Origin of the sequence: Micromonospora sp. NPDC047644, assembly GCF_040704315.1 — a bacterium.
GTDB lineage: Bacteria > Actinomycetota > Actinomycetes > Mycobacteriales > Micromonosporaceae > Micromonospora.
This window is the reverse complement of sequence record NZ_JBEYSY010000005.1, coordinates 190,409-210,262: the sequence shown is the minus strand read 5'-3', so window position 1 is coordinate 210,262 and position 19,854 is coordinate 190,409. Positions and strand designations below refer to the sequence as shown.

Genomic DNA, 19,854 nt, shown 5'->3' with positions numbered 1-19,854 from the left:
GCGTCGATCCTCCCACCGGCGCGATGGACGGGCGGGGGCGATCCCCGTCACACCCGCCGGCCAGCGGCCCGCACCAACGCCGTGATCGGAGCGGGATCCGACTCGTTCTCCGGATGCCACTGCACCCCGAGCACGAACGGCAGGGCCGGGTCCTCCACCGCCTCGACCACGCCGTCCGCCGCCCAACCGGTCACCGTGAGCCGGCCCGGATCGGCTACCGCCTGGTGGTGGTACGAGTTGACCTGGTCGATCCCGGTCAGCACCGACGCGGCCAGGCTCCCCGGCGCGAACCGCACCGCGTGCGCGCCGTACACCCCGGGCGCCGGGCGGTGCGCCTCGTGACCCACCACGTCGGGCAGGTGCTGGTGCAGGGTGCCGCCGTACGCGACCGCCAGCAACTGCATCCCCCGACACACGCCCAGCACCGGCACCTCGGCGGCGAGCGCGGCAGCCAACAGTGTCAACTCGCCGGCGTCGCGGTCCGGCCGGTCCTCGGTACGGGGGTCGGGCGGCTGGCCGTACCGCCCCGGGCCGACGTCCGCGCCACCGGCCAACAGCAACCCGTCGAGGACAGCCACCACGTCGGCGTCCACGTCGTCCGGTGGCAGCACCACCGCCCGGCCACCTGCGGCCGCCACCGCCCGCGTGTACGCCTCCGGCACCAGCACCGCCCGCACACTCCGCCAGGCGGCCCAGTCGGCGGGTTCGACGTACGCGCTGACCCCGATCAGCGGGCGTCGGGCTGGCGACCGCGGTGCTGGCGAACCCGGTCCGCTCCCCGCGCTCACAGCGGCGTGACGTAGGCGCCCGTGATGCCGCCGTCGACCACGAACTGCGCGGCGGTCATGAACGAGGCGTCGTCGCTGGCCAGGAACGCCACCGCGGCGGCGATCTCCTCCGGTTGCCCGAAGCGTCCCATCGGCACGTGCACCAGCCGGCGGGCCGCCCGCTCCGGATCGGCGGCGAAGAGTTCCAGCAGCAACGGGGTGGCCACCGGGCCGGGACAGAGGGCGTTGACCCGGATGCCCTCACGGGCGAACTGCACACCCAACTCCCGGGTCATCGCCAGCACCCCGCCCTTGCTGGCGGTGTACGCGATCTGCGACGTGGCCGCACCCATCAACGCCACGAACGAGGCCGTGTTGATGATCGAGCCCTTGCCCTGCCGACGCATGTGTGGAATGGCGTACTTGCAGCACAGGTAGACGCTCGTGGTGTTGATCCGCAGCACCCGCTCCCACGCGTCCAGGCCGGTCTCCAGGATGGAGTCGTCGTCGGGCGGCGAGATGCCGGCGTTGTTGAACGCGATGTCCACCCGGCCGTGCCGGCCGGCCACCCCGTCGAACAGGTCGCGCACCGCCGCCTCGTCGGCCACGTCGGTGGCCACGAACTCGCCGCCGCACTCCTCGGCGGCCTTCGTACCGGCGGCCACGTCGATGTCCACGCAGACCACCCGGGCCCCCTCGGCGGCGAACCGCCGCACGGTGGCCAACCCGATGCCGCTGCCCGCTCCGGTGACCACGGCCACCCGGTCCTGCAACCGACCCTGCACTGGCGTCACTCCTCCGTCGCGATGAACACGTTCTTGACGTCCGTGAAGGAGTGCAGCGCGTCCGGGCCCAGCTCGCGGCCGAGCCCGGAGCGCTTCATCCCGCCGAACGGGGTCCAGTAGCGCACCGAGGAGTGCGAGTTGACGCTGAGGTTGCCCGCGTCGACGGCGCGGGCCAGGCGCAGCGCCCGACCCACGTCCCGGGTCCAGACCGAGCCGGAGAGCCCGTACTCGGTGTCGTTGGCGAGCCGGATCGCGTCCGCCTCGTCGTCGAACGGCAGCACCGAGACCACCGGGCCGAAGATCTCCTCCCGCCAGTGCCGGTCGGCCGGCGAGTCGGCCAGCAGCACGGTGGGCGCGTGCCAGAACCCGGGGCCGTCCGGGCAGGAGCCCGTGAAGGCGACCTCCGCCCCGTCGAGGTAGCCGGCGACCCGGTCGCGTTGGGCGGCGGAGATCAGCGGGCCCATCTCGGCGGTGTCGCGGGACGGATCCTCGACGCGCACCGCGCGTACCGCCGGTTCGAGCAGTTCCAGGAACCTGTCGTACACCGAACGCTGGACCAGGATCCGCGACCGTGCGCAGCAGTCCTGGCCAGCGTTGTCGAAGACCGCGCCCGGCGCGGTCGCGGCGGCGCGCTCCAGGTCGGCGTCGGCGAACACGATGTTCGCGCTCTTGCCGCCCAGCTCCAGGGTGAGTCGCTTCACCTGGGCGGCACAGCCGGCCATGATCCGGGTGCCGACCTCGGTGGAGCCGGTGAAACAGATCTTGCGGACTGCCGGGTGGGTGACGAACCGCTCCCCCACCACCGAGCCCTCGCCCGGGATGACGGTGAAGACGCCGTCGGGCAGGCCGGCCTCGCGGGCCAGCTCGGCCAGGCGCAGCGCGGTGAGCGGGGTCAACTCGGCGGGCTTGAGCACCACTGTGTTGCCGGCGGCGAGCGCCGGGGCGAACCCCCAGGCGGCGATCGGCATCGGGAAGTTCCAGGGCACGATCACGCCGACCACACCGAGTGGCTCGTGGAAGGTGACGTCCAACCCGCCGGGCACCGGGATCTGCCGCCCGCTCAACCGCTCGGGCGCGCCGGCGTAGTAGTCCAGGACGTCGCGGACGTTGCCCGCCTCCCACCGGGCGTTGCCGACGGTGTGCCCGGAGTTGCGCACCTCCAGCAGGGCCAACTCGTCCAGGTGCGCGTCGACCACGGCGGCGAACCGCCGCAGCAACCGCGCCCGGTCCCCCGCCCCCACCTGCCGCCAGGTCGTGAATGCGGCAGCCGCCGTTGCGATGGCGGCGTCGACGTCCTCCACAGCGGCCGCCGCAACCTCCCCAAACCCCACCCCGGAAGCCGGATCCACCAAAATCGTCACGCCGCTACCCCCTACCCCTGCGCGATCTTGCAGTTACTGCACCGACAAAAGCCGCGAAAATCCATGAAACTGCAACACAAAGTGCAAGATCGCGGGAGGTGGGGCGAGTGCGGCGCGGGGTTACAGGCGTTCGAAGCCACGCTTGAGCTCCCAGTCGGTCACCGCGGCGTCGAAGGCGGCCAGCTCGACCCGCGCCTGGTTGGCGTAGTGGGCCACCACCTCCTCGCCGAACGCCTCGCGGGCCACCGCAGAGCCTTCCCACAGGGCGAGAGCGTCGCGCAACGTGCCGGGAACGCGCTCGGCCTCCGGGTCGTCGTACGCGTTGCCGGTGCACTCCGCGCCCAGTTCCAACTCCCCGTCGATGCCGTGCAGCGCCCCGGCGACCAGCCCGGCGATCGCCAGGTACGGGTTGACGTCGGCGCCGGGCACCCGGTTCTCCACGCGCATGCCCTGCCCGTGCCCGACCACCCGCAGCGCGCAGGTGCGGTTGTCGACACCCCAGCGCAGCGCGGTCGGGGCGAACGACCCCGGCTGGTACCGCTTGTACGAGTTGATGTTCGGGGCGAAGAGCAGGCTGAACTCGCGCATGGTGGCCAGCAGCCCGGCGAGCACCCGCTGCCCGGTCTGCGACAGGTGCGCCGGCCCGTCGCCGAGCATCGCCGACGAGCCGGAGGAATCCCGGAGTGAGAAGTGGATGTGGCAGGAGTTGCCCTCCCGCTCGTTCGGCTTGGCCATGAAGGTGATCGCCATCCCCTCCTGGGCGGCGATCTCCTTGGCGCCGTTCTTGTAGATGACGTGGTGGTCGGCGCAGGCCACCGCCTCGTCGTACCGGAAGGCGATCTCGTGTTGCCCGAGGTTGCACTCGCCCTTGGCGCTCTCCGGGGTGAGCCCCGCGCCAGCCATCTCGACCCGGATGCGGCGCAGCAGCGGCTCCACCCGGGCGGTGCCGAGCAGCGAGTAGTCGACGTTGTACTGGTTGGCCGGGGTGAGGTCGCGGTAGCCGCGCTGCCAGGCGTCCTCGTACGAGTCGCGGAACAGCACGAACTCCAACTCGGTGCCGGCGTACGCGGTCAACCCGTGCTCGGCCAGCCGGTCCAACTGCCGCCGCAGGATCTGCCGGGGCGAGGCGACCACGTCACCCGAGCCGTCGAGCCAGGTCAGGTCGGCCAGCACCAGTGCGGAGCCGGGCTGCCAGGGCACCCGGCGCAACGTGGCGAAGTCCGGAACCATCGCGAAGTCGCCGTAGCCGCGTTCCCAGCTCGACATCGCGTACCCGTCGACGGTGTTCATGTCGACGTCCACGGCCAGCAGGTAGTTGCAGCCCTCGCTGCCGCCCTCCACCACCTGGTCGAGGAAGAAGGGCGCGTGGAGCCGCTTGCCCTGCAACCGGCCCTGCATGTCGACGAGGGCCAGCACCACGGTGTCGATCTCGCCCTCGGCGACGGCGACCCGCAGTTGTTCCAGCGTGAGCGGTGCTTTCCTCATTCGCGGGCCTCCATCACCAAGGTCTACTGGCAAACCGGATCACCGTCAATGCCCCCGGCGGCAAGGGCCGCAAACCCGGCGGGACGGCAGCACCGTCCGTCCCGCCGGGCGCCGGTCAGACCGGGCCGTCGGTCGGTGCCGGGTGGGCCGCCCCCGCGGTTTCCTCGACGGTACGGACCGGGCCGGTGAACCACGTGCGGGCCGAGGCGTACCACCAGACGGCGACCACTAGCAGCACCCCGCCGACGGCGAGCGGCGCGTAGTTCACCGCCGACCAGGTGAACCCGTCGGTGCCGGGCACCCCTGCGGGCACGATCGGCAGCACGAAGTAGACGGCGATGATCGCGATCTCGATCACCGCGATCCAGCCGAGCAGCTTGTACTTGCGGCCCAGCGTCCACGGCCCGGGAACGAACCGGTCGCCCATCCGCAGGCGGAGCGCGATCGGGATGAGGAACGACAGGTAGAGCCCGAGCACCGCGACCGAGACGACGGCGTAGAAGGCGATCGGGATACCGGCGGAGCTCTCGTAGAGCGCCGGCAGGGTCAGCACCAGGCCGGCCAGGGTGGCGCCGACGATGGCCTTGACCGGGGTGCCGTTGCGGTCGACGGTCGACCACAGCCGCCACCCGGGTACGGCACGGTCCCGGCTGAACGCGTACGCCATCCGGCTCATCGAGGTCACGCAGCTCATGCCGCAGAAGAACTGCCCGATGGTCGAGATGATGATGACGATCTTGAAGAAGACCGGGGTCAGCGCCGACTCGAAGATGGCGCCGGAGAAGCCGCCCGCGGCGTTGACCGCCTCGACGTCGGTGGCCGCGAAGAGGAACGCCAGCAGCAGGATCCAGCCACCGACCGCCGAATAGAAGATCGACTGCCAGAGCCCACGGGCCGCGGCCTGAGAGGCGCCCCGGGTCTCCTCGGAGACGTGCGCGCAGGCGTCGAAGCCGGTGATCGTGTACTGGGTCAGCAGGAAGCCCAGCGGCAGCACGTAGAACCAGAACGTCAGCCCGCCGATGTCCCCGTCGCCGAAGCCGGAGTTGTTGAACCGCTCGGTGAACACGAACTGGAAGCTCTGGTGGTTGTCGGGCACGAAGACCAGGATGGCCACCACGACGGCCGCGCCGGCCACGTGCCACCAGACCGAGACGTTCTGGAGGACGTCGATGATCCGGTGCCCGAAGATGTTGATCAGCCCGTGCAGCACCAGGATGATCACGAAGAGGACGAACGCCTGCCGCAGCGTCCCCGCCCAACCGTCGAAGAGCGCCGACAGGGTGAGGTTGAGGAACGTCGCACAGCCGTAGTCCACCGAGGCGGTGACGGCCACCAGGCCGATCAGGTTCAGCCAGCCGGTGAACCAGCCGTGCACCGGGCGGCCCATGGTGGCCGCCCACCAGTAGATCCCACCCGCCGTCGGGTACGCCGACACCAGCTCCGCCATGCAGAAGCCGATGATCAGGATGAACAGGGAGATCAGCGGCCAGCCCCAGGAGATGGCGACCGGCCCGCCGTTGTTCCACGCCTGACCGAAGGTGGTGAAACAGCCGGCCAGGATCGAGATGATCGAGAAGGAGATGGCGAAGTTGGAGAAGCCGCTCCACTTTCGGCGCAACTCCTGTTTGTAGCCGAGTTCAGCGAGCCGTCGGGCGTCGTCGTCCATCGGTTGCTCGGCGGTCGGCACGGGCGTCGTGGCCACTGCACACCTCCCTGAGGTGGTTCCGCGTGCGAGTGGGCAAAGTGTCGTCCCGGCCGATCAAGGCGGTCAATACGTAGTCGGTGGGAATCTCACCGACGTCGGGCTTATTGCGTTGTCGACCAGCCACCGCTGCCGGCATCCTGGACCAGTGACCAGGCCCGACAGGGGCCTACCCCGGGCGCTCGGACCGCCCGACCCGGTGGCGCGGGGCACGCCTCTCTCTCACGTACGGCCATTCCGCCGTACCCGAAAAGTGCCCCGCGCCCCACCCCCTCCCCGCACCCCACGCCCCTCCCCGCGCCCACCCCGCGCGCCACGCGCCCTCTACCGCGCGCCACGCCCCTCTACCGCGCGCCACGCCCCTCTACCGCGCGCCACGCCCCTCTACGCGCGCCGCGCCCCTCTACCGCGCCGATCTTGCAGTTTCAGTTGCTGATAACAGCGATATGCGCCGTATGTCAGCGCAGAAAGTGCAAGATCGCGGGGCTGGGCTGGGGCTGGGTTGGGTTGGGTGGGTCAGGTTAGGAGGAGGCCGGCTACCCAGAGGACCGCGACCAGGAGGCCGGCCAGGAACTCCACCAGCATCGACAGGCCGGCGGCCTTCAGGGCCTGCACGGTGGAGGGCCAGGCGAGCTGATTACTGCCCAGCCGGAGCCGTTCGGCCGCCCACACCCCGGCGACGAAGCCGAGCACCAGGCCGACGACGGGCACCACGAAGAACCCGATGATGCCGAGCACCCCACCGGCCAGCAGCGTGGACGTCGGCACCCCGGTGCGCTTCAGGTTCCGGCCCGGCCACGCGTACTTGATCACCGCGCCGCCCCCGGCGACCAGCGTGGCGGCGGCGAACACCGCCCAGCCGACCAGGCCCGCGCCGCCGAAGACCGCCCAGAGCAGCACGCCACCCCAGCACAACGGCAGCGCCGGCAGGCCCGGCACCACCACGCCGGCCAACCCGGCCAGGATGGCCAGCCCGGCCACCACCGTCACCGCCGTCTGCGAGTCCGTCAGGTCCACGCCGCCATCCTCCGTCGCCACCCTCCGGACCGGAACGGTCCCCCGCCGCGCCGCGTGCCATCGCCTCGCGCGGCACTGCTGAGCCTGCCGGTTCGCTCGCTCACGCCAGCACCCCGCCCCGCCACGTGCCATCGCTTCGCACCACGCTGCTGAGCCTGCCGGTTCGCTCGCTCACACCAGCACCCCGCCCCGCCGCGTGCCGTCGCCTCGCGCCACGCTGCTGAGCCTGCCGCTGCGCTCGCTCACGCCGACGCTCCGCCGCGCAGCCGGGCCGTGATCGCGTCGGCCGGGGCTGGCGCACCGAAGAATCGGCCCTGCCCGGTGTCGCAGCGCAGCGCCCGCAGCCGTTCCGCCTGCACACCGGTCTCGACCGCCTCGGCCGTGACCCACAGCTCCAACGCGTGCGCCAACCGGACCAACGCGTCGACGATCCGTTCGTCGCGGTGGTCGGCCGCCACGTCGGTTCCGTCCGCGCGGATGCCCTCCACGAACGGACCGGCGAGCTTGAGGCAGTGGATCGGCAACCGGCGCAGGTACGCCAGGTTGGAGTACCCGGTGCCGAAGTCGTCCACGGCCAGCCGGACGCCGAGCGCGGCGAGCCGGTGCAGGCTGCGCAGGGGTTCACCGGCGCTGCCCATCACGGCGCTCTCGGTCAACTCCAGTTGGAGCAGCTCCGCGGGCAGCCCGCTGGTCTGCAGGGCGTCGGCGACAGTGTCCACGATGGCCGGCTCGTCGGCCTGCCGGGCCGCCAGGTTGACGCTGACCACCAGCCGGGCGTCGGGGAACTCCCGCCACCACCGTTCGGCGTCCTCGCAGGCGCGCCGCAGCACCCACTCGCCGAGCCGGACGATCAGGCCGGTCTCCTCGGCCAGGCCGATGAACCGGTCCGGGCCGATCAGGCCCAACTCCGGATGCTCCCAACGGACCAGCGCCTCCACCGCGAGCATGGTGCCCTCCAGCAGCGACACGATCGGCTGGTAGTGCAGCACGAACTCGCCCCGCTCCAGCGCGGCGGGCAGCCCGGCGACCAGCGCCGAACGGGCAATGTCCCGGGCGCCGCGCTCCGGGTCGTAGACCGCCCACCGGCCCCGGCCCGCCGCCTTGGCCCAGTAGAGCGTGGTGTCCGCGGCCTTCATCAGCTCGGACGCGCTGGTCTCCGAGGCCGGGCACTGCACGATGCCCACACTGGCCGAGACGGCCAACTGGTGCTCACCGACGTGGGCCGGGGCCGCGACGGCCGCCAGCGCCGCCTCCGCCACGGAGACCGGGTCGTCGGTGTCGTCGCCTCCGTCCACGAGGATCACGAACTCGTCGCCCCCCATCCGGGCGACCAGGTGGCCGTGGTCGGCCATACACGCGGCCAACCGGCGGCCGATCATCACGAGCAGTCGGTCACCGAGGTCATGGCCGAGACTGTCGTTGATCGCCTTGAAGCCGTCCAGGTCGAGGAAACACACCCCGACGCGCTGCCCGGCGTCCGCGGTGTCGAGCACCCGTCCCAGCGTCTCGAAGAACAGCGTCCGGTTGGGCAGCCCGGTCAGCGGGTCGTGCAGCGCCTGGAAGCGCAGCCGTTGCTGGAGTTCGTACCGCTCGGTGATGTCCTCGATCATCGCGACGGTGAATCGGGGCCGGCCCTCGTGTCGGATCAGAGAGACGGCCAGATCCGTCCAGACCGTCGTGCCGTCCTTGCGGTAGTAACGCTTCTCCACCCGGGCCGCGTCGTGCTTCCCCTCGATCATCTCCTGGTAGAGCTCCCACATCCCGGCCGCGTCGTCGGCGTGGACCAGCCCGGTCACGTTGGTCTCGCGCAATTCCTCGATCGAGTAGCCGAGCATGTCGGCGAACGCCTGGTTGACGTCGATGATCTGACCGTCCACGCCGGCGATCCCGATCCCGATCGCGGCCCCGGTGAACACCGCCCGGAACCGTGCCTCGCTCTCGCGTAGCGCCTGCTCGACCTCGTCGCGCGCCTGCCAGGCCGACCTGGCGATCTGCTCCTGCTGGCTGAAGGTGCGGTCGCGCAGCGCCCGGGCGAACCCGGCGGCCAGTCCGCCCTGCACCGACGCGATCCTCTCGGCGAGGTCGACCGGCCGGTCACCGTCGCACAGCACCCGGCGCCCGAAGGTCGTGCCGAACGCGTGCAGTGTCCACTCCAGGGCCTGCGGCTCGGTGAGGTGCGCCTCCACCAGGGCCCGCCCGACCTCCTCGGCCGCTTCGGCGGAGAACGGTTCCGACCGCACCGCATGGGCCAGCCGGATCGTGTGCGCCAGCAGCAGTCGCTCGGTCTCGGCCACGCTGAGCGGCACGAAACCGAGTCGACGCACCGCGCGGGCCCAGTCGGCGGCGAACCCCTGGGCGTCCGCCCGGCCGGCATCGACCCCGGCGGGGCCCCGGCCGGCATCGACCCCGGCGGGATCCCGGCCGGCATCGACCCCGGCGGGGTCCTGGCCGGCATCGACCCCGGCGGGGTCCGGGACGGCGGCCACGAGATCAGCCGGCGGGCTGGTCGTACCGGGCGACGCCCCCGAAGGCGCCGAACCGCTCCGGGTGCTCGTCCACGTCGGACGGTGAGTCCGGGCGCCAGAGCGGCATGTGCACCACGCCCGGTTCCAGGACGGTCCAGTCGCCGAAGAAGCCGGTGACCTGAGCACGGGAGCGCAGGGTGATCTCGGTGGCGGTGCGGGCGGAGAGGCGCTGGGCGTCCAGCATCTCCTGTGGCTGGTCCTCGAAGGTGGAGTGGGAGACGACCAGGAAACTGCCCGGCGCGGCCGCGGCCCGCAGGGTGGCGAGGATCGCCTCGGGCCGGTCGGCGTCCGGGATGAAGTGCACCACCCCGGCCAGCAGGATGCCCATCGGACGACTGACGTCGATCAGCCCGAGCTGTCGGGTCTCGGCGAGGATCCGCTCCGGCTCACGCAGGTCGGCGTGGATGACCCCGGTCAGCTCGTTGCCCGCCAGCAGCTCCCGGCTGTGCGCGACCGCCACCGGGTCGATGTCGACGTACACCACGCGGGCCTTGGGGTTCACCCCCTGCGCGACCTCATGCACGTTGCCCACGGTGGGAATTCCGGAGCCGATGTCGAGGAACTGGTCGATGCCGGCGTCGAGCAGCACCCGGACGGCCCGGCGCAGGAACTCCCGACCGGAGCGCATGGTGGCGGCGAGATTCGGGGTCATGCTGGCGATCTGCTCCGCCAACTGCCTGTCGATCTCGAAGTTGTGCGCTCCACCCAGAAAGTAGTCGTACACCCGGGCCGCGCTCGGCCTGGTCAGATCGATCTCGGTCGGCAGTCCGTCCGGCATCAGCGTGCTCCCCAGTTCATCGCCGCGGCGCGGGACGGCACCGGCGTCGGGGCGCGCAGCGGGCACGCGTGGGCACCGGTCGACCCGCGGGTCGTGTGGTGTGGACCACTCTAGGCGGCTGACTCCAGCAACAGCGAGATGCCTTGACCAACGCCGATGCACATGGTGGCCAGAGCCCGGCGTCCGCCGCGACGGCGCAGCTCCAGGGCGGCGGTCAGCGCCAGCCGCGCGCCGCTGGCGCCGAGCGGGTGCCCCAGCGCGATGGCGCCACCGTTCGGGTTGACGTGCTCGGCGTCCACGGGCAACCCCAGCTCACGCAACACCGCCACGGACTGCGCGGCGAACGCCTCGTTCAACTCCACCACGTCCACCGCGCTCACCTCGACGCCGACGCGTCCGAGCAGCTTGCGGGTGGCCGGCACCGGGCCGATTCCCATGATCCGGGGCGGCACACCGGCCGCCGCCGCGCCGACGATGCGGGCCAGCGGGGTCAGGCCGTACCGGGCGACCGCCGCCTCGCTGGCCACCAGCAGGGCGACAGCGCCGTCGTTGACGCCGGAGGAGTTGCCGGCGGTCACCGTGCCGCCGTCGCGGAACGGGGTGGGCAGCGTGGCCAGCTTGTCCAGCGAGGTCTCCCGGGGGTGCTCGTCGACCTCGATCAGCCGGGTCTCCCGACGACCGGCCGGCACCGACACCGACACGATCTCCTCGGCGAACCGGCCGTCCGCCTGGGCCCTGGCCGCCCGCTGCTGCGAGCGGTACGCGAAGGCGTCCTGCTCGGCCCGGCTGACGCCGTACTCGGCGGCCACGTTCTCCGCCGTCTCCGGCATCGAGTCGACCCCCCACCCGTCACGCATCAACGGGTTCACCAACCGCCAGCCGAGGGTGGTGTCGTACACCTCGGCCGAGCGGGAGTACGCCGACGTCGCCTTCGGCATGACGAACGGCGCCCGGCTCATGCTCTCCACCCCGCCCGCGATGACCAGCTCCGCGTCCCCGGCGACGATGGACCGTGCCGCGGTGGCGAGCGCGTCCAGGCCGGAACCGCAGAGCCGGTTGACGGTGCTGCCCGGCACCTCCTCGGGCAGGCCGGCCAGCAGCGCCGCCATCCGGGCCACGTTGCGGTTGTCCTCGCCGGCCTGGTTGGCGCAGCCGAGCACGACGTCGTCGACCCGCGCCCAGTCCACCGACGGGTGGCGGGCCACCAGTTCCCGGATCACGTGCGCGGCCAGGTCGTCGGGGCGGACGCCGGCCAGCGCGCCCGCGTACCGGCCGATCGGGGTGCGGACACCGGCCACCAGGTATGCCACGGTCATCGCGAGTCCTTAGGGGGTGCAGACGGCGGGGGTGGGGCACGCCCACCGGGTCACGAGGGCTGCCGGCCGCCAGGATATCCACGCCGACAGCGGATAGGTTGACGGCATGGCCCGGGCCCAGTTCAGCGCAGAGACCAGCGGCAGCGGCGCGTTCGTCCGCCAGCCGAACCGGTTCACCGGTCGGGTCACCGCCGACTCCACCTCACCACCCGGCGGCGGCCCGGACGAGCAGGACCGCTGGCCGTTGGAGGCCGGCCGTTACCGGCTGATCTGGTGCCGGGCCTGCCCGTGGGCGCACCGGGCGAGGATCGTGCGTGGCCTGCTCGGGCTGGACGACGCGATCTCGCTGGGCACCGTCGACCCGATCCGGGACGAGCGGGGTTGGGCGTTCGCCCTCGACCCGGACGGCTTCGACCCGGTGCTCGGCGTGAGCTTCCTCTCCGAGGCGTACCTGGCCACCGACCCGGACTACACCGGCCGGGTGACGGTGCCGGCGCTCGTCGACACCCTGACCGGCCGGGTGGTCACCAACGACTACCCGCAGCTCACCCTCGACTTCTCCACCGAGTGGCGGCCGCTGCACGCGCCTGACGCCCCGGATCTCTACCCGGTCGAGCTGCGCCCCCGGATGGACGCGCTGATGGCCGAGATCCACACCGACGTGAACAACGGGGTCTACCGCTGCGGGTTCGCCACCTCCCAGCAGGCGTACGACGAGGCGTTCCGGGCGCTCTTCGCCCGGCTGGACGCGCTCTCCGAGCGGCTGGCCGGCCAGCGGTACCTGATGGGCGACGCGATCACCGAGGCGGACGTGCGGCTGTTCACCACGCTGGTGCGCTTCGACGTCGCGTACCACGGGCACTTCACGTGCAACCGCGACAAGCTGACCGAGATGCCGGTGCTCTGGGCGTACGCCCGGGACCTGTTCCAGACGCCGGGTTTCGGCGAGACGGTGGACTTCGACCACATCAAGCGCCACTACTACGGCACCCATCGGGAGATCAATCCCAGCGGCATCGTGCCACTCGGGCCGGACGAGTCCGGCTGGAGCATGCCGCACGGGCGTGGCTGAGCCGGGTCGGCCGACCGCCCCGACCGTTCCGAGCGCCCGCGGCGACGTCGCCCGTCGGGTGGCCGGGTCCGCGGCGGCCGGCTGCACCCTGGCCGGCGCGGTGGCGGTGACGCTCGCCGTGGTCGCCGGTCCCGGTCCAGGGCTCACCGGGTACGTCAGCGAGGCGGGCATCGCCGGCAGCGCCCACGCCGCGACGTACCGGATCGGGATTCTGGCCCTTGCCGGCGCGTTGCTGCTGATCGGCGCGGCGCTGCCTCCCGGGGTGTGGGCGGCGGCCCCGGCGCTGCTCGCCACCGGGGCCGTGTTCACCGCCGTGTCGGGGGCGGTGACCTGTTCCGGCGGCTGCCCGTTGCCCCCGTTCGAGCGCGCGACGACGGCGGACCTGGTGCACGGCGGCGCGAGCATCGCGGCGACCGCCGCGGTGGTCTTCGCCATGATCGCGCTGGCCGTCTCCGTGCCGGCCGGCCGGACGGTGCGTCGGCTGGCCGGCGTCGCCGCCGTGCTGGCCCTGCCGCTCTGCGCCACGGTGGGGCTGGCGATGCTCGTGATCGGTCGAGGCCCGGTGGTGGGGGTGCTGGAACGGCTGATCCTCGCCCTGGCGGTGCTGTGGGGCCTGGGCACCGCCACCGCGCTGGCCCTCTGTAAGGAGCCTCACGCCGTCCGGTCCTTCCGATGAGCGGAAATCGGCGTATCGTCGGCCAGCGATGACCAATGTCTGGGGCCTCACTGTCCGCCTGTATGTCGATCTCCGACTGCAGGCCAGTGGCATCTGTCCGGGCTAGCCGCGTTTCTACGCCACGCCCCGATCGGACCGGACAATTGGATTCCTCCTCATGCCCTTCAGCCTGCGCAAAATTCCCTTCGCCGCACAGATCCTGCTCGGCCTCGTGCTCGGTGTCGCGCTGGGCTTCCTGGCCCGCACCAACGACCTGAGCTGGCTGACCAGCACCCTGCACACCGTCGGCAGCCTCTTCGTCCAACTGCTCAAGCTGGCCGTGCCGCCGCTGGTCTTCACCGCCATCGTGGTCAGCGTGGTCAGCCTGCGCGGCGTCGCCAACGCCGCCCGGCTCGCCCTCAAGACCCTCATGTGGTTCGGCATCACCGCGCTGATCGCGGTGAGCATCGGCATCGGCCTCGGCCTGCTCACCAACCCGGGCCGGGGCGTGACCCTCGACCTGGGTGGCGCGGCCGCGCCGAAGAACACCGGCTCGTGGACCGACTTCCTCACCGGCATCGTGCCCACCAACCCGGTCGGCGCGTTCGTCGAGGGCAACGTCCTCCAGATCGTCTTCCTCGCCGTCGTCATCGGTGCCGCGGCGCTGCTGGTCGGCGAGGCCGCCGAACCGTTCGTGGCGCTGAACCGCTCCCTGCTGGAGATCGTCCAGAAGGCGCTCTGGTGGGTCATCCGACTCGCCCCGATCGGCACCCTCGGTCTGATCGGCAACGCCGTCGCCTCGTACGGCTGGGACCTGCTGGCCCCGCTCGCGAAGTTCACCACGGCCGTCTACGTCGGCTGCGCCATCGTGCTGTTCGTGGTGTACCCGCTGGTGCTGATCCTCGCCGGTCGCCTCAACCCGCTGCGCTTCTTCGCCGGCGCCTGGCCGGCGATCGAGCTGGCCTTCGTGTCCCGCTCGTCGGTCGGCACCATGCCGGTGACCCAGCGCTCCGTCGAGCGCCTCGGCGTCCCCCGCGAGTACGCCTCGTTCGCGGTGCCCTTCGGCGCGACCACGAAGATGGACGGTTGCGCCGCCATCTACCCGGCCCTCGCCGCGATCTTCGTGGCGCAGGTGTTCGGCGTGCAGCTCGGCATCGGCGACTACCTGCTGATCGCCTTCGTCTCGGTGGTCGGCTCGGCGGCCACCGCCGGCCTGACCGGCGCGATCGTGATGCTCACCCTGACCCTCAGCACGCTGGGCCTGCCGCTGGCCGGCGCCGGTCTGCTGCTGGCCATCGACCCGATCCTGGACATGATCCGCACCGCCACCAACGTCGCGGGGCAGGCGCTGGTGCCGACAGTGGTCGCCGCCCGCGAGGGCACCCTGGACCGCGCCGCGTACGAGTCCGCCGGCCGACGCGACCTGACCGAGCCGGAGCCGGTAGCGGAAACCCGGCCCGACCTGACCCCTGTTCCTGCCTGATCAGATCAACCGGTACGGCGGCGGACCTCCCTCCCCGGGGGCCCGCCGCCGTCGCCGTTTCGAGAGGATGTCCCCCATGAGCTCCCTGTTCACCCCCCTGGCCCTGCGCGGGGTCACCCTGCCCAACCGGATCGCCATGGCACCGATGTGCCAGTACTCCGCGGGCCCCGACGGCCTGCCCACCGACTGGCACCTGATCCACCTCGGCAGCCGCGCGGTCGGCGGGGCCGGCCTGGTCATGACCGAGGCGACCGCCGTACTCCCCGAGGGTCGGATCAGCCCCCAGGACACCGGCCTCTGGTCCGACGCGCACGTCGACGCCTGGCGACCGGTGACCGCGTTCGTCGCCGCCCACGGCGCGGTGCCGGCCGTCCAGCTCGCGCACGCCGGCTTCAAGGCCTCCACCTACCGGCCCTGGGCGCCCGAGCGCGGTGGCGTGCCGGACTCCGAGGGCGGCTGGACGCCCGTCGCCCCCGGCTCGGAGCCGTTCACCGCCGACTACCGGACGCCGACCAGCCTCGACGAGGCCGGCATCGCGGGTGTGGTCGACGCGTTCGCGGCCGGAGCCGTACGCGCCCTGGACGCCGGCTTCGCCGCCGTGGAGATCCACGCCGCCCACGGCTACCTGCTGAACGAGTTCCTCTCGCCGCTGACCAACCGCCGCACCGACGCGTACGGCGGCGACCGCGCGGCCCGGATGCGACTCACCCTGGAGGTGGCCCGCGCGGTGCGCGCCGCGGTCGGCGAGGACGTGCCGGTGCTGACCCGGATCTCCGCCACCGACTGGGTCGAGGGCGGCTGGACGATCGAGGACAGCGTGGTGCTCGCCGGTGAGCTGGCCGGCGTCGGCGTCGACCTGGTCGACGCGTCCTCCGGCGGGGTGAGCACGGAGCAGCGCATCCCGCTCGGCCCGGGTTACCAGGTGCCGCTGGCCGCCCAGATCCGTCGCGAGGCCGGCGTGCCGACCGGCGCGGTGGGCCTGATCGTGGAACCCGAGCACGCCGAGCAGATCGTCGCCAGCGGCGAGGCCGACCTGGTGCTGCTGGGTCGGGAGTTGCTGCGCGACCCGTACTGGCCGCGCCGGGCCGCCGCGAAGCTCGGCGTCGCGTACTCCGGACCCGCCCAGTACGCCCGCGCCTGATCGTTCCGGTCGGGCGGCTGCTCACCGAGCAGCCGCCCGTCGGCACTCAACCCGCCAGGTGTGACCAGTCGCCCTCCAGGTCCTGCCAGGTGCCCTGGGCGGCCACCGTGCCACCGAGCAGCACCACCACGTGGTCGGCCCGGACCAACGCGGCGCGCTTCGCGGTCGACCCGACGACCGTCACCCCGTGGCCGCGCAACGCCTGCCACAACGCCAGCTCGGTGGTGACGTCCAGCGCCGACGACACATCGTCGGCGACCAGCAGTTCGGTACGCGGGGCCAGCGCGCGGGCCAGCGCCAACCGCTGCAACTGCCCGCCGGAGAGCCGGGTGCCCTTGTGCCCGATGAGCAGGCCCAACCCACCACCGGCGGCGGCCAGGTCATGGTCGAGCTGGGCGGTGCTGACCGCCCCCGCCGCGTCCACCTGGTGCCCGAGGGCGATGTTGTCGGCCACCGTGCCCGAGAGCACCCGGGGCAACTGACCGACGTAGCCGACCTGGTTCGGGCGCAGGAACAGCTCCGGCTCGGTGACCGGGTCACCGTTCCAGGCCAGCTCGCCGGTGTGGTGCACGATCCCGGCCAGCCCGCGCAGCAACGAGGACTTGCCGGACCCGACCGGCCCGACGACCAGCACCAACTGCCCCCGCTGCACGGTCAGGTCCACGTCCCGGACGGCCACCGTGCCGTCGGAGTGCACCACCCCGAAGCCACGCAGCTCCAGCCGGCGCAGCGGATGCCGGGGCGGCATCGTCGGCGCGGGCGCCGTCCCAGCCGTCAGGTCGACCTCCGGCACCCCCGCGGAGTACGTGCTCACGCCGGTCATCGCCACGGTCCGTCGGGTCCAGACCCGGGCCGAGGGCAGCTGCGAGATCAACGACGCCGTCGTCCAGGCGAACCAGCGGGCCGCGCCCAGTGTGGAGACGGCCACCAGCACCGCCCCGGCGGAGAGCGACCCGTTCAGGTAGAGCGCCCAGGCCCCGATCGGCAACAACCCGCTGGCCATCGACGGTGTGGAGCGGGCCCACACCTGCACCGAGATCTCCCGCCGCTGCCGGTCGCTGCGCAGCACGTCCAGGCCCGCCAGGTGGCGAAGCACCGCCGTGGTCGCGCCGGCGAGCTTCACCGTCCGCGCCGCGGACAGCGCGGAGACCAGCGCCGTGGCGAAGGAGGCCCGCGCCGCCACCGTCGCCCGCGCCGCCCGCTCCAGCTTCGGCCCGAACAACGTCGCGGCCAGCCCCGACACGACCATCGTGCCGAGGAAGAACAGCCCGGGTACGACGCTGCCGGTGACCGCCGTCATGGCGACCACGAGCACCAGCGCGACGGTCTGGTCCAGCACGTTGTCGGCGAGTTGGACCACCCGCTCGGTGTCCCCACCCTGCGCCACCACCTCGGCGGGAGTGTGTGAGCTGACCCGGCGCGGCCCGGTCTGGCCGTGCACCAGCCGAAGGCCGATCCGCAGCATCTGCCGCACCCACCACTGCGGGAACCAGACATGGGTGTAGAACGGCAGCGGCAGGGTGACCAGCAACCCGGCGACGATCCCCACCGCCGGCAGGTACGGGTTGCCGGTCCCGTCGACCAGGTCCGCCCAGAGCCAGGGCAGCACCGGGCCGTCCAGCCCGAGCAGGCTGAGCCCGAGGAACAACACGATCGCCGCCGCCCCGTACCGGGGATCGTTCGTGCACAGTCGGAAGATCTCCCGCAGCGTCCGGGCCGGCGGCACCGGCGGCAGCGGCGGCGGGTCGGCCCGGTTCGGCCCGACCGCGTTCCGCGTGCTGTCGGCGGGTGTCTCCCGGGTGGCCTGCTCACGCGGCTCGGCCCGCGTCGACGCCGGCTCGGTCGGCCACGCGGCACCCTGCCCGGTCGCCGCGACCGGCTCGTCCCGCGCGGGCGCCGGCTCGCTCGGCCACGCGTCCGGGCCGGGGCCGACCAGCAGGTCGGTGCCGACGCCGGCACGACCGGCCGGCGCCGCCGTCGCGTACGCGGCGGCGTGGCTGGTCGCCAACAGTTCCGCGAAGCGCGTCGACGTCTCCAGCGGACCGGCCTCGACCACCGCGCCGTCGGCCAGCACGACCACCTCGTCACAGCGGCGCACCGAGGAGAGTCGATGCGCGATGACGATGCCGATCCGGTCGCGCAGCAGTCGTTCGGTGGCCCGCTGCACCCGCGCCTCGGTGACCGGGTCCAGCCGCGCGGTGGCCTCGTCGAGGATCACCACGTGCGGCTCCCGGACCAGGATCCGGGCGAACGCCACCAACTGCTCCTGACCGGCGGAGAGCACGTGCCCGCCCTCCCCCAGCCGGGTCGTCAAGCCGTCCGGAAGCTCCGCGATCCAGCTCGCCAGGCCCAGCTCGTCCAGCGCCCGAGCCGCCGCGTCGAGCAACTCCGGGTCGAACAGCGCCACGTTCTCGGCGAGCGTGCCGGCCAGGATCTCGGTGCGCTGCGGCACCAACGCCACCCAGCGTCGCAGTTGCTCGACGTCGAGGTCGCACAGGTCGGTGCCGCCGAGGAAGACAGCGCCCGGCGGCACGTCGACCGCCCGGGTGAGCACCTTCGCCAGCGTCGACTTGCCCGAGCCGGTCCGCCCGATCAGCGCGTACGAGCGACCGCGCGCGAAGGTGAGGCTGAGCCCGCGCAGCGCGGCACCCCGGGCATTCTCCCCGTACCCGAACGTCAGGTCCCGAATGCGCAGGTCACCCTCGCTCGGGCTGGCCCCGCCGACCGGCTCCTGCCGGGCCCTGGAGAGCAACTGCACCCGCGCCCACGCGCCGAGCGCCTCCTGGATCTCCGGCACCATCCGGCTGACGTGTTCCGCTGTCGCCCCGAAGGCCAGGGCCAGCAGCCAGATGGCGGTGAGTCGGGCGGCGTCGATCCGGCCGGTGGCCAACGCCCACGCCCCGCCGAGCACCACCGCGCCGATGCCCGCCCGGATCGTCGCGGTGGCCACCGTCGCCACCCGGGCGGACAGCACCCAGACCACCAGGCCACGGGAGAGCACGGCGGAGGCCCGCCGGGCGTACAACCGCAGCACGTACGGCCGCGCCAGACTGGTGCGTACGTCGTCCTGGCCGTGCACCGCCTCCTCCATCACGGCCGCCAGGTCGGACCACGCCTCCTCCTCGGCCATCCGGGCCGGGCCGATCCGCGCCGTGGGCCGGCGCAGGCCGACCGCGAGCACCACAGTGAGCAGCAGCATCGCGATCCCCGCCGGCCACCACACGAACAGCGCCACGACCATCGACAACAGACCGACGCAGAGGCCCTGGGCGAGACGGGTGCCCTGGTTCCGAATCGCCGACGCCACCTGATAGACGTCCCCGTCGATGCGGTCCAGCAACTCGCCGACCGGAGTGGTTTCCAGGGTGGGCAGGTCCTGCCCGAGAGCGACCCGGCAGAGCCGGCGGCGTACGTCGGCGGACCAGTCGGCGGTCAGGGCGGCCATCAGCAGACTCACCGCGAGGTCGCTGAGGACCACTGCGACCAGGGCCACGGCCAGCACGGCGAAGAAACCAGCCGAACGATGCACCAGCACCGCGCCGGCCAGCGCCGATGCGCCCGCCTGCCCTGCGGCACCCAGCACGATCAGGACGGCCACGGTCGTCACACGACGGGTCGACGTACCCCACAGATCACGGAGCAGGCGCATGGAAGTCCTCCGGGACGTGGGTGGCGGAGACCTCAGCCTGCCGGCAGCACCCCGTCATCTCAACCGATTTACCCGCCTCTGAGCTGGACTTCCATCAGTTCCGCCGCCGCCCACCTCC

General features: G+C 72.5%; 14 protein-coding genes. 4 read left to right on the top strand and 10 right to left on the bottom strand.

Annotated elements, in window-relative coordinates; translation table 11 throughout:
* Positions 1 to 47: 47 nt before the first annotated feature.
* From AB0877_RS10460 to pcaF, 9 genes are all read right to left on the bottom strand, one after another.
* Positions 48 to 731 (bottom strand): gamma-glutamyl-gamma-aminobutyrate hydrolase family protein, encoded by a 684-nt coding sequence (locus tag AB0877_RS10460; RefSeq protein ID WP_366608427.1) that lies wholly within the window; start codon positions 729 to 731, stop codon positions 48 to 50.
* A 53-nt stretch (positions 732 to 784) separates the two neighbouring features.
* Positions 785 to 1,552 (bottom strand): 3-oxoacyl-ACP reductase, encoded by a 768-nt coding sequence (locus tag AB0877_RS10455; RefSeq protein WP_366608301.1) that lies wholly within the window; start codon positions 1,550 to 1,552, stop codon positions 785 to 787.
* Positions 1,553 to 1,557: 5 nt separating this feature from the next.
* Positions 1,558 to 2,913, bottom strand: a complete 1,356-nt coding sequence (locus tag AB0877_RS10450) for an aldehyde dehydrogenase family protein (protein WP_366608300.1) — start codon at positions 2,911 to 2,913, stop codon at positions 1,558 to 1,560.
* A gap of 120 nt (positions 2,914 to 3,033) precedes the next feature.
* The gene (locus AB0877_RS10445) at positions 3,034 to 4,398 is read right to left on the bottom strand and encodes a glutamine synthetase family protein (protein ID WP_366608299.1); all 1,365 of its coding nucleotides are present in this window, start codon (positions 4,396 to 4,398) and stop codon (positions 3,034 to 3,036) included.
* A 115-nt stretch (positions 4,399 to 4,513) separates the two neighbouring features.
* A complete protein-coding gene (locus AB0877_RS10440; protein ID WP_366608298.1) occupies positions 4,514 to 6,100 on the bottom strand; it encodes an amino acid permease in 1,587 nt (528 codons plus the stop codon).
* A 516-nt stretch (positions 6,101 to 6,616) separates the two neighbouring features.
* Positions 6,617 to 7,117, bottom strand: a complete 501-nt coding sequence (locus tag AB0877_RS10435) for a DUF456 domain-containing protein (RefSeq protein WP_366608297.1) — start codon at positions 7,115 to 7,117, stop codon at positions 6,617 to 6,619.
* A gap of 242 nt (positions 7,118 to 7,359) precedes the next feature.
* Positions 7,360 to 9,603 carry an EAL domain-containing protein gene (locus AB0877_RS10430; protein ID WP_366608296.1) on the bottom strand — a complete coding sequence of 748 codons (2,244 nt, stop codon included), beginning with the start codon at positions 9,601 to 9,603 and terminating at the stop codon, positions 7,360 to 7,362.
* A 4-nt stretch (positions 9,604 to 9,607) separates the two neighbouring features.
* Positions 9,608 to 10,420, bottom strand: coding sequence for an SAM-dependent methyltransferase (locus tag AB0877_RS10425; RefSeq protein WP_366608295.1), 813 nt, complete (start codon positions 10,418 to 10,420; stop codon positions 9,608 to 9,610).
* A 110-nt stretch (positions 10,421 to 10,530) separates the two neighbouring features.
* Entirely contained in the window at positions 10,531 to 11,736 is a 1,206-nt protein-coding gene (gene pcaF / locus AB0877_RS10420; RefSeq protein ID WP_366608294.1) for a 3-oxoadipyl-CoA thiolase, read from the bottom strand.
* Positions 11,737 to 11,842: 106 nt separating this feature from the next.
* On the opposite strand from pcaF, the gene AB0877_RS10415 reads away from it, so the two are divergent.
* The 4 genes from AB0877_RS10415 to AB0877_RS10400 all read left to right on the top strand — a co-directional run bounded on the left by AB0877_RS10415 (position 11,843) and on the right by AB0877_RS10400 (position 16,087).
* Positions 11,843 to 12,808 carry a glutathione S-transferase C-terminal domain-containing protein gene (locus AB0877_RS10415; protein ID WP_366608293.1) on the top strand — a complete coding sequence of 322 codons (966 nt, stop codon included), beginning with the start codon at positions 11,843 to 11,845 and terminating at the stop codon, positions 12,806 to 12,808.
* Positions 12,801 to 13,484 (top strand): DUF998 domain-containing protein, encoded by a 684-nt coding sequence (locus AB0877_RS10410; RefSeq protein ID WP_366608292.1) that lies wholly within the window; start codon positions 12,801 to 12,803, stop codon positions 13,482 to 13,484. The genes AB0877_RS10415 and AB0877_RS10410 overlap by 8 nt, the downstream gene beginning before the upstream one ends.
* A gap of 169 nt (positions 13,485 to 13,653) precedes the next feature.
* Entirely contained in the window at positions 13,654 to 14,946 is a 1,293-nt protein-coding gene (locus AB0877_RS10405) for a dicarboxylate/amino acid:cation symporter (RefSeq protein ID WP_366608426.1), read from the top strand.
* A 76-nt stretch (positions 14,947 to 15,022) separates the two neighbouring features.
* Positions 15,023 to 16,087: an NADH:flavin oxidoreductase/NADH oxidase gene (locus tag AB0877_RS10400; protein WP_366608291.1), complete on the top strand. Its 1,065-nt coding sequence runs from the start codon at positions 15,023 to 15,025 to the stop codon at positions 16,085 to 16,087.
* Positions 16,088 to 16,133: 46 nt separating this feature from the next.
* Here AB0877_RS10400 and AB0877_RS10395 read toward each other — a convergent pair whose 3' ends face one another.
* Entirely contained in the window at positions 16,134 to 19,736 is a 3,603-nt protein-coding gene (locus AB0877_RS10395) for an ABC transporter ATP-binding protein (protein ID WP_366608290.1), read from the bottom strand.
* Positions 19,737 to 19,854: the final 118 nt, after the last annotated feature.

Coding starts and splice junctions, on each gene's coding strand:
- AB0877_RS10445 (WP_366608299.1), bottom strand. CDS start 4,398: ATGAGGAAAGCACCGCTCACGCTGGAACAACTGCGGGTCGCCGTCGCC.
- AB0877_RS10425 (WP_366608295.1), bottom strand. CDS start 10,420: ATGCCGGACGGACTGCCGACCGAGATCGATCTGACCAGGCCGAGCGCG.
- pcaF (WP_366608294.1), bottom strand. CDS start 11,736: ATGACCGTGGCATACCTGGTGGCCGGTGTCCGCACCCCGATCGGCCGG.
- AB0877_RS10415 (WP_366608293.1), top strand. CDS start 11,843: ATGGCCCGGGCCCAGTTCAGCGCAGAGACCAGCGGCAGCGGCGCGTTC.
- AB0877_RS10400 (WP_366608291.1), top strand. CDS start 15,023: ATGAGCTCCCTGTTCACCCCCCTGGCCCTGCGCGGGGTCACCCTGCCC.
- AB0877_RS10395 (WP_366608290.1), bottom strand. CDS start 19,736: ATGCGCCTGCTCCGTGATCTGTGGGGTACGTCGACCCGTCGTGTGACG.